This window comes from Mesorhizobium sp. Root552, from assembly GCF_001427285.1.
Taxonomy (GTDB): Bacteria; Pseudomonadota; Alphaproteobacteria; order Rhizobiales; family Rhizobiaceae; genus Mesorhizobium.
Genome location: NZ_LMFV01000056.1, coordinates 82236 through 98972 on the forward strand (window position 1 = coordinate 82236; position 16737 = coordinate 98972).

The window sequence follows — 16737 nt, forward strand, 5'->3', positions numbered from 1 at the left end:
CACTGCCCAGTGACCTACTCTGCTATTCCCTCAATCCATATGTGCGGCCTGCGCCCCCGTAGCCGGCGCGTATTGCGGCCTGCGTAGCAGAAAGACCAGCGGCAGCGCCAAAAGCGTGACTAGCATCATCAACTTGAAGTCGTCGACATAGGAGATCATCAGCGACTGCACGTTGACGAGACCGTTGAGTTGCGAAAGCGCAGCCGGATCCCCTTGGGCTGCGCCGGGTGAAGCGATCCACAGGTTCGGGTTGTAGGGATTGATCTGGGCAGACAGCTCCCCGTGGTTGATCTGGGCATTGCGGGTCAGCATCACCGTAACGATCGAGATACCAATCGACGAGCCGATGTTGCGCACGAGGCTGAACAAGGCGGTGGCATCCGTCCGGAACCGCGCATCAAGCGTGGCGAAGGCAACCGTGGACAGCGGCACGAACACCAACCCAAGCCCCAGCCCCTGAATGACGCCGGTGGTCAGGATCGGCCAGTCATCCATCTGCGGCGAGAAGCCTGACATGTCGTAAAGCGAATAGGCGGTCAGAAGCAGGCCTGTCACCACCAGCATGCGCGGATCGACGACACGGACAAGGCGGCCCACCAGCAACATCGAGATCATGGTGCCAACGCCGCGCGGCGCCATCACCATGCCCGTAGTGATGGTCGGATAGCCGAACACGACGGAAAGCATAGGCGGTAACAGAGCCAGGCTGGCAAGCAGGATGACGCCTATCACGAAGATGAAGACAAGACCGGTGGCGAAGTTGCGGTCGAGGAATATTCTCGGATCGATGAACGGATGCTCAGCCGTGACCGTGTGGATGATGAACACCCAAAAACCGGTCAAGGCGAGGCCGAATTCGATCCAGATTTCCATAGACGAGAACCAGTCGACCTCTGCTCCGCGGTCCAGCATCAACTGCAACGCACCGACGCCGAGCGAAAGCATGGCGAAACCGAAGAAATCGAACCCGCGCAGGCGCTTGGCAACGCTTGGCAGATAGGCGGCGCAACCGAGAAAGGCGACAATACCCACGGGCAGGTTGATGAAGAACACCCAGCGCCAGTTGAAGCTTTCCGTCAGCCAGCCGCCGAGTGTCGGGCCGATGATCGGCCCGACCATGATGCCCGCACCCCATATGGCCATCGCCTGACCGTGACGCTCGCGTGGATTGATGTCGAGCAGGAAGGTTTGCGACAACGGCACGATTGCCGCGCCGAACACGCCCTGCAGCAGGCGGAAGGCGACCATGCTTTCCAGGCTCCATGCGGCGCCGCACAGCATCGAACAGATGACGAAGCCTACGACCGAAACCAGGAAAAGCTCCTTGCGGCCAAGCCGGTCCGACAGCCAACCCGTGACCGGCGTCATGATGGCGGCCGCCACGATGTAGGAGGTAAGAACCCAGTTGATCGTATCCTGCGACGCGCCCAGGTCGCCCGTCATCGATGGCAGGGCGACGTTGGCGATCGTGGTGTCGAGTACCTGCATGATCGTCGCCAGCATGATCGAAATGGTGATCAGGCCGCGATGCGGCACTTCGCGATGGGTCTCGCCCTGTGACATGGGTTCGAGCTTCCGAAACTACGTGAATATGAAATCAGGCAAGCCGAACCGTGTTCAGTGCGGCCTGCCGTTGGTTATTCAGCCGCGACCGCGTGTCCAAAGACACTCGGAAGTCCGCGCGACACGCCCGTGTCGACGCTGACGGTGGCGCTCATGCCGGTTCGAAGCGCCAACTTGGCATCGTCATCCGTGAGCTTGATGCGCACTGGAATACGCTGGGTAACCTTTACCCAATTGCCGGTGGCGTTCTGGGCCGGCAGCAACGAGAACTCCGCGCCGGTGCCCGCGCCAATCGCTTCCACGGTCGCCTCGAAAGTGCGGCCGGGATAGGTGTCCAGCACAACTTCGGCCTTCTGGCCCGGCTTCATATGGGTAAGTTGCGTTTCCTTGAAATTCGCGTCGATCCAGGTGTCGCCCGTTTCTACCAGTGCAAACAACGGCGTGCCGGTGCCCACGAACTGGCCGATCTTGAACGATGACGCCTGATAGACGACGCCGTCGGCCGGCGCACGCACTGTCGTCTGGGCAAGATCGTAAGCAGCCTTGTCGCGAGAAGCGAGCGCTGCCAGCACTGTCGGGTGCTGGTCGGTCTCGATATCGGGATTTCCGCCGAGCGCGGCCTTGGCGCTGACGATACCCTGCTCGGAAGCAGACTGTTCCTGTCGCGCCTTGTCGAGGTCATTGCGCGCCTGATCAAGCGAGGACTTTGCGCTTATGCCCTTCCTCGACAAATCGGTAGCGCGGTCGAACTGCGACTGGAGGTAATCGACCTCGCTCGACGCGACGCGCTCCTGCGACATTGCCTGATTGTAAGCGGCGCGAAGCTGCTCGACGTTCAGCCGTGCACCTGCAACCGCCGCCTCGGCCTGCGCCAACGCGATACGGTAAGGTTCCGGGTCGATGGTGAACAGCTCGTCGCCCTTCTTCACCGTCTGATTGTCGCTGACATCGACCTTTACGATGCGTCCAGCGGCATCGGCCGCGATGGAAACCCGCGCCTGCCGAAGATTTGCATTTTCCGTTTCCTGATAGCGGCCGCCGGTCACCCATACATAGCCGCCGCCCACTGCCAACAGCACAGGCAACGCGAACATCAATACGAAGCGATTGGACATCCTGCGCTTGGCCTTGGCCGGAGCCGGCTGTGCCTGCACTTGTGGTGCGGCAGTCATGGAAATCTGGTCAGCCGGAGCATCCATCTCCAGCTTCGTCGCGTTCTCGTCAACTTTCGTCACAGCGTTCATTGTGCGGTGCTTTCCAGTTTGTTTGTTTGCCTGCACAACGCGGTCTCGTCGTCGGAGAGATTATCGACCAGCGTTCGCAATCCTTGGATAAGAATGCGCCTGTCTTCACCGGACATACCGGTCAGCGCTTCCTCGTAAACTTCACCTGCAAGGCTTTTCACCTGGGCATAAGCCTGGCGCGCCTTGGGTGTCGGGAAAATCATACGTACCCGGCGGTCAGATGCGTCGGCGCGGCGTTCAATCCACCCCGCCTCTTCCATGCGATCGATCAACCTCGAGACACTGATCGGCTCGATTTCCAGCAGCTCGGCCAGCCTTGCCTGGGCAACGCCTTCTTCCTTCGTGACCCTGACCATCAAGCGCCATTGTGCCGCCGACAGGCCCAAATTGCTGGCGCGCGCCTCGAATCGCTTGCGCATCAAACGCGCCGCGTCGTGGATCAAAAACCCCAGTCTGTCTGTGCCTTCGGTAACCATGAGCGCGATATATAATAAGCGTGCTTATCTTTCAAGATGCTGCGGCGCACAATTCCAAAAATAGTCGGCATTACCGGTGCGCTGTCGAGCTCGTGCGTTGCCCGACATGGAGTGACCATCGACACCGCCTGACATCTCTGGTGTGCGCAATTTTTCTGCGTAGTAACGGAATGCCGAGGACTCCATTCCTCGAAAATGCGGATTGGCAGTCAAGTTCGGCTTAAAATTCGACGCCTTCGGCTTGCCGCTCCTTGACTCTGGTCGGGGGCCTGATTATCTCACCGCCACGTTAGCACTCGACTATTGTGAGTGCTAACCAATGTCCGGCTTCGCTGGACGGAGGAAATCGTTTCTCATCACTGTCATCGAGGAAATCAAATGGCAAAGTCGAAGTTCCGCCCGCTTCATGACCGAGTGGTCGTTCGCCGGGTCGAATCCGAAGAGAAGACCGCTGGCGGCATCATCATCCCCGATACCGCCAAGGAAAAGCCGCAGGAAGGCGAAATCATCGCCGTAGGCTCCGGCGCTCGTGACGAAAACGGCAAACTCGTTCCGCTGGATGTCAAGGCCGGCGATCGCGTCCTGTTCGGCAAGTGGTCCGGCACCGAAGTCAAGCTCAATGGCGAAGACCTTCTGATCATGAAGGAATCCGACATCATGGGCATCATTGGCTGATAACGCTGCCCGTATTTGAATAGAAACTGGCAATCAGAATTTCGGGCGCAAAGCCCAGGAGTAAGACATGGCTGCTAAAGACGTAAAATTCTCCCGTGACGCCCGCGAGCGCATGCTGCGCGGTGTCAACATCCTCGCCGACGCGGTGAAGGTCACCCTCGGTCCCAAGGGCCGCAACGTCGTCATCGACAAGTCCTTCGGCGCTCCGCGCATCACCAAGGACGGCGTTTCCGTCGCCAAGGAAATCGAACTGGAAGACAAGTTCGAGAACATGGGCGCCCAGCTCGTTCGCGAAGTCGCTTCCAAGACCAACGACAAGGCCGGTGACGGCACCACGACTGCTACGGTTCTGGCCCAGGCAATCGTTCAGGAAGGCCACAAGGCAGTTGCAGCCGGCATGAACCCGATGGACCTGAAGCGCGGTATCGACCTCGCCGTGTCCGAAGTCGTGGTCGAGCTGGTCAAGAAGGCCAAGAAGATCAAGACCTCCGAGGAAGTTGCTCAGGTCGGCACGATCTCTGCCAATGGCGAGACCGAAATCGGCGAAATGATTGCCAAGGCCATGCAGAAGGTTGGCAACGAAGGCGTCATCACCGTCGAGGAAGCCAAGACTGCTGACACTGAACTCGAAGTTGTCGAAGGCATGCAGTTCGATCGCGGCTACCTGTCGCCCTACTTCGTCACCAACCCCGACAAGATGGTTGCTGAACTCGAAGACGCCTACATCCTCCTGCACGAAAAGAAGCTCTCGAACCTGCAGGCAATGCTGCCTGTGCTCGAAGCCGTTGTGCAGACCTCCAAGCCGCTCGTCATCATCTCCGAGGACGTCGAAGGCGAGGCTCTTGCCACGCTGGTCGTCAACAAGCTGCGCGGCGGCCTGAAGATCGCTGCCGTCAAGGCTCCTGGTTTCGGCGATCGCCGCAAGGCCATGCTGGAAGACATCGCCATCCTGACCGGTGGCCAGGTCATCTCCGAAGATCTCGGCATCAAGCTCGAGAACGTCGGCCTGAACATGCTCGGCCGCGCCAAGAAGGTGTCGATCTCCAAGGAGAACACCACAATCGTCGACGGCGCCGGCAAGAAGGGCGAGATCCAGGGTCGCGTTGCGCAGATCAAGCAGCAGATCGAGGAAACCACTTCCGACTACGACAAGGAGAAGCTGCAGGAGCGTCTGGCCAAGCTCGCCGGTGGCGTTGCTGTGGTCCGCGTCGGCGGCTCGACCGAAGTGGAAGTCAAGGAGAAGAAGGACCGCGTTGACGATGCGCTCAATGCGACCCGCGCTGCGGTTGAAGAGGGCATTGTCCCCGGTGGTGGCGTTGCTCTTCTGCGCGCTTCTTCCGCGATCAAGGCCACCGGCGCCAACGCCGACCAGGCTGCTGGCATCGCCATCGTTCGCCGCGCCCTGCAGGCCCCTGCCCGCCAGATCGCGGCCAACGCCGGTGCGGAAGCCTCGATCGTTGTCGGCAAGATCCTTGAGAACAAGGGCGCGACCTTCGGCTACAACGCAGCCAAGGACGAGTACGGCGATCTGATCGCACTCGGCATCGTCGACCCGGTCAAGGTCGTGCGCACGGCCCTCCAGGACGCTGCTTCGGTAGCTGGCCTGCTGGTCACGACCGAGGCCATGATTGCTGATGCGCCGAAGAAGGAAGCTGCCGGCGGCATGCCTGGCGGTATGCCCGGCGGCATGGGTGGCATGGGCGGTATGGACTTCTAAGAAGTCCGCTCCATTAGCCAAGATTGTTAAGCTCAAGCCCGCTTCGGCGGGCTTGAGTTTTTTTATGACCCGCCGATGTCAAATGGCCACTTTGGTAAGCCGCCAACACCTGGATACATGCAGGCTGGCATCAGGCCCGCGAAGGCTTGGGGCCAGCTATTCCTACTTTCTGGAAATGATGCAGGGGGCCGGTCGGCGGTTGGCAGCGGTACGAGGAGGCCACTATGTGCCAGCGCCGGCCGGCCGACCCCACGGACCCAGGAGATGCGGCGGACCTGAGCATCATGGGGTATTCTTTGAACAGCTCCGGAATTTACCTCGCCTCGGAGCAGTCTTCCCAATGGCATCGACAGTTGCGCAAGAGCTTAGGAAAATCAACAGTTTCTTAACCAAGCTTCCAGGGTCGCTTGGATTAAGGTAAATTCATAACCATTCCGAATTGACGAGCTAAATCTGTCGGTTGACTTGGCTTAAGTCTTTAAGCTGCCTTTGCAACCACACGATTGCGACCGCCGCTCTTGGCTTCGTAAAGCGCCAGATCCGCGCGCTTCATCAGAGCCTCGACGCTATCCGCGCCTTTCAGGATCGACGAAACGCCGACACTCACTGTCACGTTGATCGACTTTCCATCCTTGCCCACCGAAAAAGGCAGATGGGCAACCTCCGCACGTATCCGCTCGGCTACCTTCTCGGCGACGGGACCATCCGTGTCGGGCATGACGATGACGAACTCCTCGCCTCCGAAGCGACACGCAAGATCGATACCGCGTACGTTCTGGCGCAAGCGACGAGCGAACTCCTTCAACACGTCGTCGCCGCCATCGTGACCATAGGTGTCATTGACCGACTTGAAGCGGTCGAGATCGGTGATCATGACGGAAAGCGGCCGCCGCCGCGCAACGGCACGGTCGAACAATGTCTGCAGGTGGCTATCCAGGTAGCGCCTGTTGTGCAGGCCGGTTAGCGGATCAGTCACCGCCATTTCGATAGTCTGCGTAACGCTGGCGCGTAGCTGGTCGTTATAGCGCTTGCGGCGAACCTGAGTGCGCAGCCGCGCCGTCAGTTCATGTGGGTCGATAGGCCTGACAAGATAGTCGTTGATGCCAAGCTCCAGGCCACGAATGACCCTGTCTTCCTCACCGGCATCGGCGACAAGGATAATTGGCAGGAAACGGGTTCTATCGAGCGAGCGCAACTGCGAGCAAAGTCGCAACGGATCGAAGTCGGCAAAGCCGGTCGAAATCATAACGCATTCGTAATTGGAGTCCGCCGCCTGGAAGAAACCGGCATGCGGATCAGTTGCCACATCGAGATCGACGGAGCCGCGGAGCATCGCCTGGATACGTTCGAAAGAATTCTGGCGCTCGTCTACCAGAAGCACCTTCGGGGATTCTTCCTGCGAAGGGAAGTTGCGCCCGAGCAGTTCCTCGATCCCGATATTGCGCGTGGTTGCCGCCCGGAGACGCAGTTCATCGGTCAGCATCTTGAGCCTGACCAGGCTCTTGACCCGGGTCATCAATTGCAGGTCGTTGACGGGCTTGGTCAGGAAATCGTCGGCCCCCGCTTCCAATCCCCGCACCCTATCGGTCACTTGGTCGAGCGCCGTGATCATGACGATCGGGATATGGGATGTGGCAGGATCGCTCTTCAGGCGACGGCAAACTTCGAAGCCGTCCATGTCCGGCATCATGACGTCGAGAAGAATGACGTCGATCTTGCTCGTTTCGCAGGTTTCGATTGCCTCAGGCCCGGAGCTTGCCTTCAAGACTTCGAAATACTCGGCGAGGAGGCGAACCTCGAGCAGCTTTACGTTTGCCGGAATATCGTCAACCACAAGAATTCGGGCAGTCATCTGAAGCGCCCTTCGCGTATGAAACATGCAATCATCAGGCGTCGCCCAGATAGGATTTGATGGTCTCGATGAAACGCGGCACGGAGATAGGCTTGGAGATGTAAGCCTCGCACCCTCCCTGACGAATGCGCTCTTCGTCGCCTTTCATGGCGAACGCGGTCACGGCAATGACCGGGATGACATGAAGGTCATCGTCTTCCTTCAGCCATTTGGTTACTTCCAGTCCGGAAACCTCAGGCAACTGAATGTCCATCAGGATAAGGTCAGGCCGATGGGTGCGCGCCAGTTCCAGCGCCTCAAGACCGTTGCGTGTGCGCACGGTCTCGTACCCGCTGGCCTCGATGAGGTCGCGAAAGAGCTTCATATTGAGCTCGTTGTCTTCGACGATCATAACTTTTTTCGGCATCGACTTCCCGTCCCGGACGCTGTCCGTAAAAACAGCAACCGCCATGCGCTCAGCCGGAACGCACCAAACCCGCCGCTACACTACCGCAAGATGATTGACGAAACGGAAATCAACCGTTCGAAAAACATCCGCATCCGGCTGGCCGCTGATTTGCTTCTTGCTGCAACTTGCCGCGGGCGGCAGATGCGACTACTTGCCGGGAGACTCAAGAATCCCAATCCCGACCATGGGAAAGGTAACGATGCCAGACAACGCGTCAATACGTCAGGAAGCGGAAGCCGTTGCCATCAAGGCACTGGGCTTCATTGCCGCTGACCCCGAACTTCTGCCGCGTTTCCTTGCCATCACCGGCATCGAGGCGTCCTCGATAAGGCGCGCGGCTGCCGAACCCGGTTTTCTAGCCGGCGTATTGCAGTTCGTTCTGGCACACGAACCGACGCTGCTGCGGTTTGCAGAGCAAACCGGAATTCCACCTGCTTCGGTCGGCGCAGCGCAAAAACACCTGCCGGCAGGCGACGACAGATATGAAAGTTCGACATGAGCGATGATCCCGAGACAGCACGCCAGATCGAAGAACTGGCTTCCGATGACAGGCCCTTGCTCATTCTGGACGTCGACGATGTCGTCCTGGAATTCATCCGCCCATTTCCGATTTTCCTCGAAGAACGCGGCTTCGGGCTGACCTTTTCCTCCTTCCGCCTCACCGGCAACATTGCAGAGCGGGCGAGCGGACGGCTTGTCGACCAAACCGAGGTCTGGTCACTTCTCGATGAATTTTTCGAGGCCCAGGCCGCATGGCAAGGCATCACCGACGGCGCTGCCGAAACCTTGTCGAGCTTTGCCGGCCAGGCCGAGATTGTCCTCCTGACGGCAATGCCGCACCGGCATCGCGCCACGCGCCGCGCGCATCTTGACGCACTCGGTCTGCCCTACCCGCTTCTCACCACCGAGATGGCCAAGGGGCCTGCCGTGGCCAAGCTGCGCGGCCCGCGCGGTCGCCCGATTGCCTTTGTCGACGACCAGCCGCCAAACCTAGTCTCAGCGCGGGAATCCGTGGCAGATGCTCATCTCTTCCATCTGATGGCAGACAACAGCCTGCGCGAATTCCTGCCGCCGCTGCCGGGCGACATTACCGTCGTGCAGGACTGGCACGACGCAGCGCCCAAAATCGCCAGAGTGCTGGGCCTGTGATGGCACAGGGTTCCCCACCGCTCGATGCAAACCTGAAGCGAGAGTTGACCGGTCTTTATCGAGATGGGAACCGCCACTACCACGGCATCGCACACATCGAGGCGCTACTGGCGCTGGCCGAAGAACACCGGCCCCTGTTGTCAGATCCGCAAGCCGTGGAAGCCGCGATCTGGTTTCACGATGCAATCTACGACAGCACCGCAAAAGACAACGAGGAACGAAGTGCCGACCTCGCCCGGCGTCGCCTTGCAGGCAGATTGGGGCCGGCGCGCCTGGAGCGAGTTGCGACAATGATCCTTGCGACCGCAAAACATGAGTTGCCAAAGCTCGAAAGCGCGGGCGCTGTGCGCGATGCCGAACTTTTTCTCGATATGGATATGTCCATACTGGGCGCTGCACCGGATGTGTTTGACGGCTACGAGGCTGCGGTCCGGAAAGAATATACCTGGGTGCCAGAGGCCGCATGGATTGCCGGGCGAAGCGCTGTCCTGCGCTCTTTCCTGGATCGGCCGTTTATCTATCTGAGTGAAGAGTTTCGGGACCGGTTCGAGGCGCAGGCACGCGAAAACATCCGCCGTTCCCTAGCCGCGCTTGAGAAGATAAATCTTTGAATTCCAAGCTTTTGTTTAAATCTATTCCAGCGGATTTTCGGCGTAGAATTCCAACACGCGCTGCTTGAAGCTCTTGTCTCCAACCGCAAGCATATGGTCGCGGCCTTCGATATGAAACGCCGTTGCACGCGGCATCAAGGCGGCCAGTTCCTCTGGAGAACCGCCGATATCGTCCTTGGTGCCGACCGCAATCAATGTCGGCTGGGTGATGCGCGCAACCTGGTCCTCGGTCAGCAGTTCACGCGACGTCGTGATGCAGGCAGCCAAGGCGCGCCGGTCGCTGCGGGTCTGGTCGGCAAATGCGCGGAACGAGCGCCCGCGCGGATGTGTGGTTTTCGATGGATCGTCGGCCAAAAGGGCAGCGGCAATTGAGTCCCATTCGCCCACACCATCTACTATGCCGATGCCGAGTCCACCGAACACCAACGTCGCTACCTTTTCCGGTTCCGCAAGAGCGAGAAATGCCGAGATGCGCGCGCCCATCGAATAGCCCATCACATGTGCGCGCTCGATTTTCAGATGTTCAAGCAGCGCTGCCGCATCGGAGGCCATTTTGTCAGGCGTGTAGTCGGCTTCTTCATAGCTTTTCGATGATGAGCCATGGCCGCGATTGTCTAGGGCAATTGCGCGATATCCTGCGTCATTGAGCGTCTTGAACCAACCGGGCGAAACCCAGTTTACATAGTGGCTCGACGCAAATCCGTGGATGAGCAGGATCGCATCGCCCTTCCCCTTCGCCGGCTGGCGATCGAGAAATGCGAAATCGAAACCGTCATGATTGAAGAACTGCATCGAAATATTCCGTCGGCATCAATTTTGGGTCGGTGCTTCGCTCGGCGTCGGCACATCCACTATCCTGGGGTGTTTTATCAGAACGCCGTTAGAAATACCCTGTTTTGCTGCGGTGCCGGCCTTGAGCTCAAGCACATAACGCACCGGCTCGCCGGGCGATATGGCGACCTCCGAGTAAGGTTCTCCCGGCAGTATGGCCTTTACCTTGCCGTCTGGCCCGATGAAGAGCAGGTCGAGCGGCATCGGAGTATTCTTCATCCAGAATGCGAGTTGGCGCGTTTCCTCGAACACGAAAAGCATGCCGCGATCATCAGGCATGGCTTCGCGAAACATCAAGCCTGCCGCCCGTTCCCCCGGTTCATCGGCCACCTCGACGGTGAACAGCCGCTCTCCATTCGCAGTTGCCGCCACAAGCGAAACAGGATCGACGGGAAGCGCCATCGCTCGCCCGTCGGCTGTGCTAGGTTGTTGCGTAAACAGGAAAAACAGGGCGATCAGCATGGCAGCGCATACCGACACAGCTTTGCCGGACATTGACCAGCGCATCGTTGTCATCAATCGGTCCTCGGCCCGGTTCTCTAGTGAGAGACCGGCAAGGTACCCATATCGGGATGAATTTCGGCGGCCATAAGGCCTTTGTCACCGCGACCGAAGCGCACCAGGACAACCTGTCCGGGCCTCAGCTCAGTCACGCCATAGCGGCGCAGGGTTTCCATGTGCACGAAAATATCTTCCGTGCCCTCGCCGCGCGTCAAAAATCCAAAGCCCTTGGTACGGTTGAACCACTTGACCAAGGCTCGCTCGAGACCGCTTTCGGGCGTCACCGCGACATGGGTGCGCTGCTCTTGCATCTCAGCCGGATGAACAGCCGTCGTAATATCCATGGACAGGACGCGGAACGCCTGCAGGCCGCGCTCCCCCTGCTTCACAAGGCAAACCACCCGGGAGCCCTCAAGAGCAGTCTGGAAGCCGTCCCGCCTGAGGCAGGTCACGTGGAGAAGGATATCGCCGGACGCGCCATCGTCGGGCAGGATAAAACCGTAGCCCTTTGCAACGTCAAACCACTTGATCGCGCCCGAAACCTCAACGAGGTCAACGGAATCAACGCTCTCGTCGCGCTTGGCGGCATCGCCAAGGATGTCATCCCGCCCCGCGAAAGAGGCCTTTTCCCCCATAAGAATGCCCCCTCTTGCCGAAAACACCGCTACTGATTCTTGGCAGAAGAATAACATTGCCACTTCGATAGTGCGCAAGACCTGACGTGCCTTTTTTCACGGCTCATCCGATCATCCCCGCATTTCCGCTCGCTTTGCTCCCGACCGTTCAGATTGCAGCAGGCGGACGCACTGCCTATGCTGGACGACCCGCAAGGAGAACCAAATGCGTTATCTGCACACCATGATCCGTATCACTGACATCGACGCCTCGCTCGACTTTTTCTGCAACAAGCTCGGCCTTAAGGAAGTACGCCGCTTCGAGAGCGAACAAGGGCGCTATACGCTGATTTTCCTTGCCGCCTCGGCTGACGAGACAGCCGGTACAAACAGCCGGGCGCCACTCATAGAGCTTACCTACAATTGGGACCCGGAGGAATACAAAGGCGGTCGCAATTTCGGCCATCTTGCCTATGAAGTCGATGACATTTACGCAACATGCCAACAGTTGCTCGACAAAGGCGTCACCATCAACCGCCCGCCCCGCGACGGCAACATGGCATTCATCAAGTCGCCGGACGGCATCTCGATAGAGCTTTTGCAAAAGGGGCCTGCCAAGTCCAAGGCAGAGCCGTGGGCCTCGATGGCCAATACCGGAACCTGGTGAGACGCGATACCTAGCCGATCTCTTCAGCCATTTTCCCTAACGCCTCCATCGTGCGCCAGTTGCGTGCGGTGGAAACCGTGCCGAGAATACGGTCCATGACTGGCGGCAGCTTGGAGGCGCTGAAGCTTTCGGGCACGTGCAGATAGAGAACCTTGTCACGAACCACCAAGCGTTCCCCACCGACAGCGCGGGCGAGCAAGGCATCGATCGCAGCCGGTTCGGGCTTCTTGGCCAGAATGAACACGTGCAACGTGGTGGGACGATCAACAGCATCGGGGAAAGGATTTCCCTTCAGGATGCGTTTCCAGTCGCCGCGCTCGACCAGCATGATGTCCTTTTCGAAGCCAAATTCGCGCGCAACGATTGTAGCTATCTCCGCCTGTGTTTGCTTGGGCGTCAGTGTCGAGGAGAGCATGGCATTGCCGCTGTTGATGTACGTCGAAACATCGCCAAATCCGGCCTCAGCCAGCGCCTTTCTCAGCGGTGCCGTCGGCAGTTGCGTCGCCCCGCCAACGCCGCGGAACAGCACGATGAAGACGTTGCGCGTCGACTTGCCGCTCATATTATGAAGGCCGCCAGCGTCTCGTTGTCGGTTATGTCCTGATACTGCACGCCCTCGACATCGAATTTTGCTTCGAGCAGGTCGAAGTTTCGCCGATCCTTGGTTTCAATGCCGATCAGCACCGACCCGAAATTCCTGGCTGATTTCTTCAGATATTCGAAACGTGCGATGTCGTCTTCCGGGCCGAGCATTTCAAGAAAATCCCTCAATGCTCCGGGACGTTGCGGAAAGCGAATGATGAAGTATTTCTTCAATCCTTCAAACCGCAGCGCTCGTTCCTTGACGTCCGGCAGTCGTTCAAAATCGAAATTGCCGCCGGAGATAACGGCGACGATCGTCTTGCCCTTGATTTCCTTTTTTGGAAAATCCTTCAGCGCATCGATGGCCAGCGCACCAGCCGGCTCCAGCACTACGCCCTCCACGTTCAGCATCTCGATCATCGTTGCACACAGCCTGTTTTCTGGCACCAACCGTATCGTGTCGGCGGGGAAATCCTTGAGCAGGCGGAAATTCTCGCGGCCAATCTCGGCGACAGCCGCGCCGTCGACAAAATTGTCGACCTTCGAAAGCTTGATGCGCTTGCCTTCATCCAGGCTGCTCCTGAGGCTTGGCGCACCTGCCGGTTCGCAAAAAACGAATCGAGGATGTCGATCCAAATCTTTGAAATAATGGGTAATACCGGCTGCAAGGCCGCCACCGCCGACCGGCAGCGCAACAATATCAGCTTCCTTGGCGCCGGCCATCTGCGCCACGATCTCGTGGGCAACGGTTGCCTGTCCCTCGATGATGTCACAGTGGTCGAAGGGCGGCACCATATGGGCGCCGGCGCTTTCGGTGAAATCGAGAGCGGCACGGTAGCAATCGTCGAAGAAATCCCCAACCAGCCGGATTTCAACGAAATCGCCGCCGAACAGCCGGGTCTTGTCGATCTTCTGCTGCGGTGTCGTCACCGGCATGAAAACCACGCCCTTTCGACCAAAATGGCGGCAGACAAAGGCGAACCCTTGCGCATGGTTGCCGGCAGATGCACAGACAAACAGTTCCGCCTTGTTGCCTGCGCCAAGCGTCTTGCGGAAGAAATTGAAAGCGCCCCGGATTTTATAGGAACGCACCGGGGTAAGATCTTCCCGCTTCAGCAGGATGCGCGCACCGAACTTGCGCGACAGGTAGTCATTCTGTTGCAATGGCGTTTCGGGAAAAATCCCGCGTATGGCCGTCGCTGCTGTGGCAACCCTGTCGGCGAAACTGGTCATGGTTTGGGTCCCGATTGGTGGTGCACCGTTCCTGCCGCCATTTTGGCATTTGCGCAACACCAGGGCAGTCCTCTAACTCTCCCGGTGCAGTTTCAAGGCAACTCGACTTACTTCCGCCGCACTCTCCAAGTGGTGAGGCATTGTCTGGTGCGATCTACATCGCCCAAGCCCGTCGCCGAACTGGAATTTGCCGTGCCTTTCAAGACCATCATCGCCCTCGTTCTCTCGCTTCTCGTTGCCGGCTGCGCCGGTCGCCAGCCGCAGCAAATTCTTGGCAGCGCCATGGTCACGGCATCGGTCGCCGATATATCCGGCAATCATTCGATCTTCATTGCGACGACCCGCAAGCGTGCGAGCGACCCGAGCCAGGTGTTCGACGGTGAGCGTTCGGCTACGCTGAATTATGCACGCGTGAATGTCACTGTGCCGAAGGTCCACGAAGTTGGGCAGATAGAGCGGCGCAAGCGCGGCAAGTCTGACGATCCCTCGAAGTATTTCATGGCCTCGGAAGCAATCGGCTACGACACCGCTCCTGAATTTTCGGCTGCGCTCAATGCCGATATCGCTGCACGTGGCGGCCGCGTCATGGTGTTCGTCCATGGCTACAACACCAGTTTCGACGCAGCCGTCTATCGCCTGACGCAAATTACCCATGATTCCGGCTACCCGGGGACCCCAGTGCTGTTTTCCTGGGCTTCCGGCGGTTCGACCACCAGCTACGTCTACGACAAGGAAAGCGCCAGCGCGGCCCGTGACCAGCTCGAGGTGACGCTGCGGCTGCTCGCCCAATCCGGTGCGCGGCGCATCGACATCGTCGCTCACTCGATGGGCACCTGGGTAACCATGGAAACCTTGCGCCAACTGGCCATCACCGGCGACCGCGACCTCAGCGGCAAGCTTGGGGACGTTGTGCTGGCTTCACCCGACATTGATGTCGACGTGTTCAAGAGCCAGATGCGGCGCTACGGCAAGCCGGACAAGCCGTTCATCCTGCTCCTGTCCGAAGATGACCGGGCGCTGCGTTTGTCCGGCATCCTTGCCGGATCGCGTCCGCGTGTCGGCGACTACAAGAATGCCGCCGACCTCGCCGACTACGGGGTAACGGTGATCGACCTTTCCAAGGCCAAGGCGACCGACAGCTTCAACCACACCAAGTTTGCCGATAATCCCGTGCTCGTTAAGATGCTCGGCCAGCGGCTTCGCGAAGACGACGGGTTTGCCAGCGATCGCGACGTGACCGACCGCATCAACCAGCTAAGCCAACAGGTTCAGGCTGGCCTGCTCTAGGGGCCTCCCCTCGGGCCGGGCGAACACTTTGATCTGGACCGGGATCGGTTCTGCCGTTATTCGGTTTGCAACGCGCTGAGCACGCGCGCCGCGACCAGGGAGCGACGTACCGTGCGCCTAAAGGCATTGCCCATCCTGCTCATTGCCTTGTCCGTCGCCGGTTGCGTCGGATCGCACTCGCACGACCTCCTCGGCAAGACGACGACGACTACTCCCTCCGGCGAGATCGCCGCCACCCATGAAATCTTCGTTGCCACGACACGCCGCAAGGCAACGAAGGAACCGCGACAGGTGTTCGACGGCGATCGTTCGCTGACGACTACCTTCGCCAGCGTCGAAATCACCGTTCCCAAAATCCACAAGGTTGGAAATATCGAGCGGGTAAAGGGCTCTGCTTCGCCCGATCCGGCCAAGCATTTCACCGCGCATAGCGTTACCGTGTATGACGGCGCACCCCAGTTTACCCAGGCAGTTGGCGCCGACATCCAGCGCCGCGGCGATCGCGTACTCGTCTTCGTACACGGCTTCAACAATGGCTTTGACGACGGCATCTACCGCATCACGCAGATAGCGCAGGACACCAACTATTCTGGTACGCCGGTGCTGTTTTCCTGGGCGTCCAGCGGCAAGACGACTGGCTACATCTACGACAAGGAGAGCGCGAACGCCGCCCGCGACGACCTCGAAGCAACCTTGCGCATGCTTGCCAGGACGAAGGCAAAAACCATCGACATCATTGCCCATTCAATGGGAACGTGGGTGACGATGGAGGCCTTGCGGCAGTTGGCGATAACCGGCGACAGGGATCTCGGCGACAAGCTTGGCTATGTCATTCTCGCCTCACCCGATATCGATGTCGATGTCTTCAAGAAGCAGATGATCCGCTACGGCAAGCCGGACAAGCCGTTCGCTATCCTTCTCTCCGACGATGACAAGGCCCTTAAGTTATCCAGCCTGATTTCCGGCGATAAGCCACGCGTGGGCGACTACGGGGATGCGGCGGATCTGGCGAGCTATGGGGTAGTCGTCGTCGACCTGACGAAGGCGAAATCGGGCAACAGCCTGAATCATGCCAAGTTCGCGGACAATCCGATACTGGTGCAACTGCTCGGGAACAGGCTGCAGACGCCGGCCGGGCTGGCTTCGGCCGAAAACGACTTCGAACAGCCCGCCAGCAATCTTGGCCGAGGCATCGGCCAAGCCGTTGGTTCCGTTGCCGATATCATCATAACCACGCCATTCAAGGTGTTGAACGTGGTCGTAGAGGGCAACTAGCCATGGTCCCTA

At 59.0% G+C, this 16737-nt stretch carries 18 protein-coding genes; 8 read left to right on the forward strand and 10 right to left on the reverse strand.

All coding sequences use genetic code 11. The features are described 5' to 3' along the window. Positions 1–30 precede the first annotated feature (30 nt). From ASD50_RS18010 to ASD50_RS18020, 3 genes are all read right to left on the reverse strand, one after another. Positions 31–1563 (reverse strand): DHA2 family efflux MFS transporter permease subunit, encoded by a 1533-nt coding sequence (locus tag ASD50_RS18010; RefSeq protein WP_056244133.1) that lies wholly within the window; start codon positions 1561–1563, stop codon positions 31–33. Positions 1564–1637: 74 nt separating this feature from the next. After that, positions 1638–2807, reverse strand: coding sequence for an HlyD family secretion protein (locus tag ASD50_RS18015; protein ID WP_056244135.1), 1170 nt, complete (start codon positions 2805–2807; stop codon positions 1638–1640). Beyond that, on the reverse strand, positions 2804–3283 hold the full coding sequence (locus ASD50_RS18020) for a MarR family winged helix-turn-helix transcriptional regulator (protein WP_056244138.1): 480 nt from the start codon (positions 3281–3283) through the stop codon (positions 2804–2806). The genes ASD50_RS18015 and ASD50_RS18020 overlap by 4 nt, the downstream gene beginning before the upstream one ends. Positions 3284–3661: 378 nt before the next feature. Here ASD50_RS18020 and groES point away from each other — a divergent pair, with 378 nt between their 5' ends. Then, on the forward strand, positions 3662–3958 hold the full coding sequence (gene groES, locus ASD50_RS18025; RefSeq protein ID WP_056244141.1) for a co-chaperone GroES: 297 nt from the start codon (positions 3662–3664) through the stop codon (positions 3956–3958). 67 nt (positions 3959–4025) lie between these two features. Further along, the gene (groL, locus tag ASD50_RS18030; protein WP_056244144.1) at positions 4026–5675 is read left to right on the forward strand and encodes a chaperonin GroEL; all 1650 of its coding nucleotides are present in this window, start codon (positions 4026–4028) and stop codon (positions 5673–5675) included. Positions 5676–6153: 478 nt separating this feature from the next. Here the strand turns inward: groL and ASD50_RS18035 are convergent, their stop codons facing one another. Further along, on the reverse strand, positions 6154–7527 hold the full coding sequence (locus ASD50_RS18035; protein ID WP_056244148.1) for a PleD family two-component system response regulator: 1374 nt from the start codon (positions 7525–7527) through the stop codon (positions 6154–6156). 34 nt (positions 7528–7561) lie between these two features. Continuing rightward, on the reverse strand, positions 7562–7918 hold the full coding sequence (locus tag ASD50_RS18040) for a response regulator (RefSeq protein ID WP_082549745.1): 357 nt from the start codon (positions 7916–7918) through the stop codon (positions 7562–7564). A 256-nt stretch (positions 7919–8174) separates the two neighbouring features. Between ASD50_RS18040 and ASD50_RS18045 the strand changes: the two genes are divergently transcribed. Genes ASD50_RS18045 through ASD50_RS18055 form a run of 3 tightly spaced genes read left to right on the forward strand, consistent with a single transcriptional unit; the run spans position 8175 to position 9735 of the window. After that, the gene (locus ASD50_RS18045; protein ID WP_056244766.1) at positions 8175–8474 is read left to right on the forward strand and encodes a DUF3572 domain-containing protein; all 300 of its coding nucleotides are present in this window, start codon (positions 8175–8177) and stop codon (positions 8472–8474) included. After that, positions 8471–9124 (forward strand): hypothetical protein, encoded by a 654-nt coding sequence (locus tag ASD50_RS18050; RefSeq protein ID WP_056244151.1) that lies wholly within the window; start codon positions 8471–8473, stop codon positions 9122–9124. Before ASD50_RS18045 ends, ASD50_RS18050 begins: the two co-directional genes overlap by 4 nt. Beyond that, the gene (locus tag ASD50_RS18055) at positions 9124–9735 is read left to right on the forward strand and encodes a hypothetical protein (RefSeq protein ID WP_056244154.1); all 612 of its coding nucleotides are present in this window, start codon (positions 9124–9126) and stop codon (positions 9733–9735) included. Before ASD50_RS18050 ends, ASD50_RS18055 begins: the two co-directional genes overlap by 1 nt. 21 nt (positions 9736–9756) lie before the next feature. Here the strand turns inward: ASD50_RS18055 and ASD50_RS18060 are convergent, their stop codons facing one another. The 3 genes from ASD50_RS18060 to ASD50_RS18070 are packed head-to-tail and all read right to left on the reverse strand — an operon-like array spanning position 9757 to position 11702. Then, positions 9757–10527, reverse strand: coding sequence for an alpha/beta fold hydrolase (locus ASD50_RS18060; RefSeq protein ID WP_056244159.1), 771 nt, complete (start codon positions 10525–10527; stop codon positions 9757–9759). 18 nt (positions 10528–10545) lie between these two features. After that, positions 10546–11082, reverse strand: coding sequence for a DUF192 domain-containing protein (locus ASD50_RS18065; RefSeq protein ID WP_056244162.1), 537 nt, complete (start codon positions 11080–11082; stop codon positions 10546–10548). Between the two features lie 23 nt (positions 11083–11105). Further along, complete coding sequence (locus ASD50_RS18070) at positions 11106–11702, reverse strand: cold-shock protein (RefSeq protein WP_056244166.1); 597 nt, start codon at positions 11700–11702, stop codon at positions 11106–11108. Positions 11703–11907: 205 nt separating this feature from the next. Here ASD50_RS18070 and ASD50_RS18075 point away from each other — a divergent pair, with 205 nt between their 5' ends. Then, entirely contained in the window at positions 11908–12348 is a 441-nt protein-coding gene (locus ASD50_RS18075) for a VOC family protein (RefSeq protein WP_056244170.1), read from the forward strand. Positions 12349–12358: 10 nt separating this feature from the next. Here the strand turns inward: ASD50_RS18075 and ASD50_RS18080 are convergent, their stop codons facing one another. Both ASD50_RS18080 and ilvA read right to left on the reverse strand, forming a co-directional pair. Beyond that, positions 12359–12910 (reverse strand): DUF1697 domain-containing protein, encoded by a 552-nt coding sequence (locus ASD50_RS18080; RefSeq protein WP_056244173.1) that lies wholly within the window; start codon positions 12908–12910, stop codon positions 12359–12361. Continuing rightward, positions 12907–14163, reverse strand: a complete 1257-nt coding sequence (ilvA, locus tag ASD50_RS18085; protein WP_056244175.1) for a threonine ammonia-lyase IlvA — start codon at positions 14161–14163, stop codon at positions 12907–12909. Before ilvA ends, ASD50_RS18080 begins: the two co-directional genes overlap by 4 nt. Before the next feature lie 147 nt (positions 14164–14310). Here ilvA and ASD50_RS18090 point away from each other — a divergent pair, with 147 nt between their 5' ends. Both ASD50_RS18090 and ASD50_RS18095 read left to right on the forward strand, forming a co-directional pair. After that, positions 14311–15450 carry an alpha/beta hydrolase gene (locus tag ASD50_RS18090; protein WP_413813903.1) on the forward strand — a complete coding sequence of 380 codons (1140 nt, stop codon included), beginning with the start codon at positions 14311–14313 and terminating at the stop codon, positions 15448–15450. Between the two features lie 111 nt (positions 15451–15561). After that, positions 15562–16725: an alpha/beta hydrolase gene (locus ASD50_RS18095; protein ID WP_056244178.1), complete on the forward strand. Its 1164-nt coding sequence runs from the start codon at positions 15562–15564 to the stop codon at positions 16723–16725. Positions 16726–16737 lie beyond the last annotated feature (12 nt).

Coding starts and splice junctions, on each gene's coding strand:
- ASD50_RS18010 (WP_056244133.1), bottom strand. CDS start 1,563: ATGTCACAGGGCGAGACCCATCGCGAAGTGCCGCATCGCGGCCTGATC.
- ASD50_RS18015 (WP_056244135.1), bottom strand. CDS start 2,807: ATGAACGCTGTGACGAAAGTTGACGAGAACGCGACGAAGCTGGAGATG.
- ASD50_RS18020 (WP_056244138.1), bottom strand. CDS start 3,283: ATGGTTACCGAAGGCACAGACAGACTGGGGTTTTTGATCCACGACGCG.
- groES (WP_056244141.1), top strand. CDS start 3,662: ATGGCAAAGTCGAAGTTCCGCCCGCTTCATGACCGAGTGGTCGTTCGC.
- groL (WP_056244144.1), top strand. CDS start 4,026: ATGGCTGCTAAAGACGTAAAATTCTCCCGTGACGCCCGCGAGCGCATG.
- ASD50_RS18035 (WP_056244148.1), bottom strand. CDS start 7,527: ATGACTGCCCGAATTCTTGTGGTTGACGATATTCCGGCAAACGTAAAG.
- ASD50_RS18040 (WP_082549745.1), bottom strand. CDS start 7,918: ATGATCGTCGAAGACAACGAGCTCAATATGAAGCTCTTTCGCGACCTC.
- ASD50_RS18045 (WP_056244766.1), top strand. CDS start 8,175: ATGCCAGACAACGCGTCAATACGTCAGGAAGCGGAAGCCGTTGCCATC.
- ASD50_RS18050 (WP_056244151.1), top strand. CDS start 8,471: ATGAGCGATGATCCCGAGACAGCACGCCAGATCGAAGAACTGGCTTCC.
- ASD50_RS18055 (WP_056244154.1), top strand. CDS start 9,124: ATGGCACAGGGTTCCCCACCGCTCGATGCAAACCTGAAGCGAGAGTTG.
- ASD50_RS18060 (WP_056244159.1), bottom strand. CDS start 10,527: ATGCAGTTCTTCAATCATGACGGTTTCGATTTCGCATTTCTCGATCGC.
- ASD50_RS18065 (WP_056244162.1), bottom strand. CDS start 11,082: ATGACAACGATGCGCTGGTCAATGTCCGGCAAAGCTGTGTCGGTATGC.
- ASD50_RS18070 (WP_056244166.1), bottom strand. CDS start 11,702: ATGGGGGAAAAGGCCTCTTTCGCGGGGCGGGATGACATCCTTGGCGAT.
- ASD50_RS18075 (WP_056244170.1), top strand. CDS start 11,908: ATGCGTTATCTGCACACCATGATCCGTATCACTGACATCGACGCCTCG.
- ASD50_RS18080 (WP_056244173.1), bottom strand. CDS start 12,910: ATGAGCGGCAAGTCGACGCGCAACGTCTTCATCGTGCTGTTCCGCGGC.
- ilvA (WP_056244175.1), bottom strand. CDS start 14,163: ATGACCAGTTTCGCCGACAGGGTTGCCACAGCAGCGACGGCCATACGC.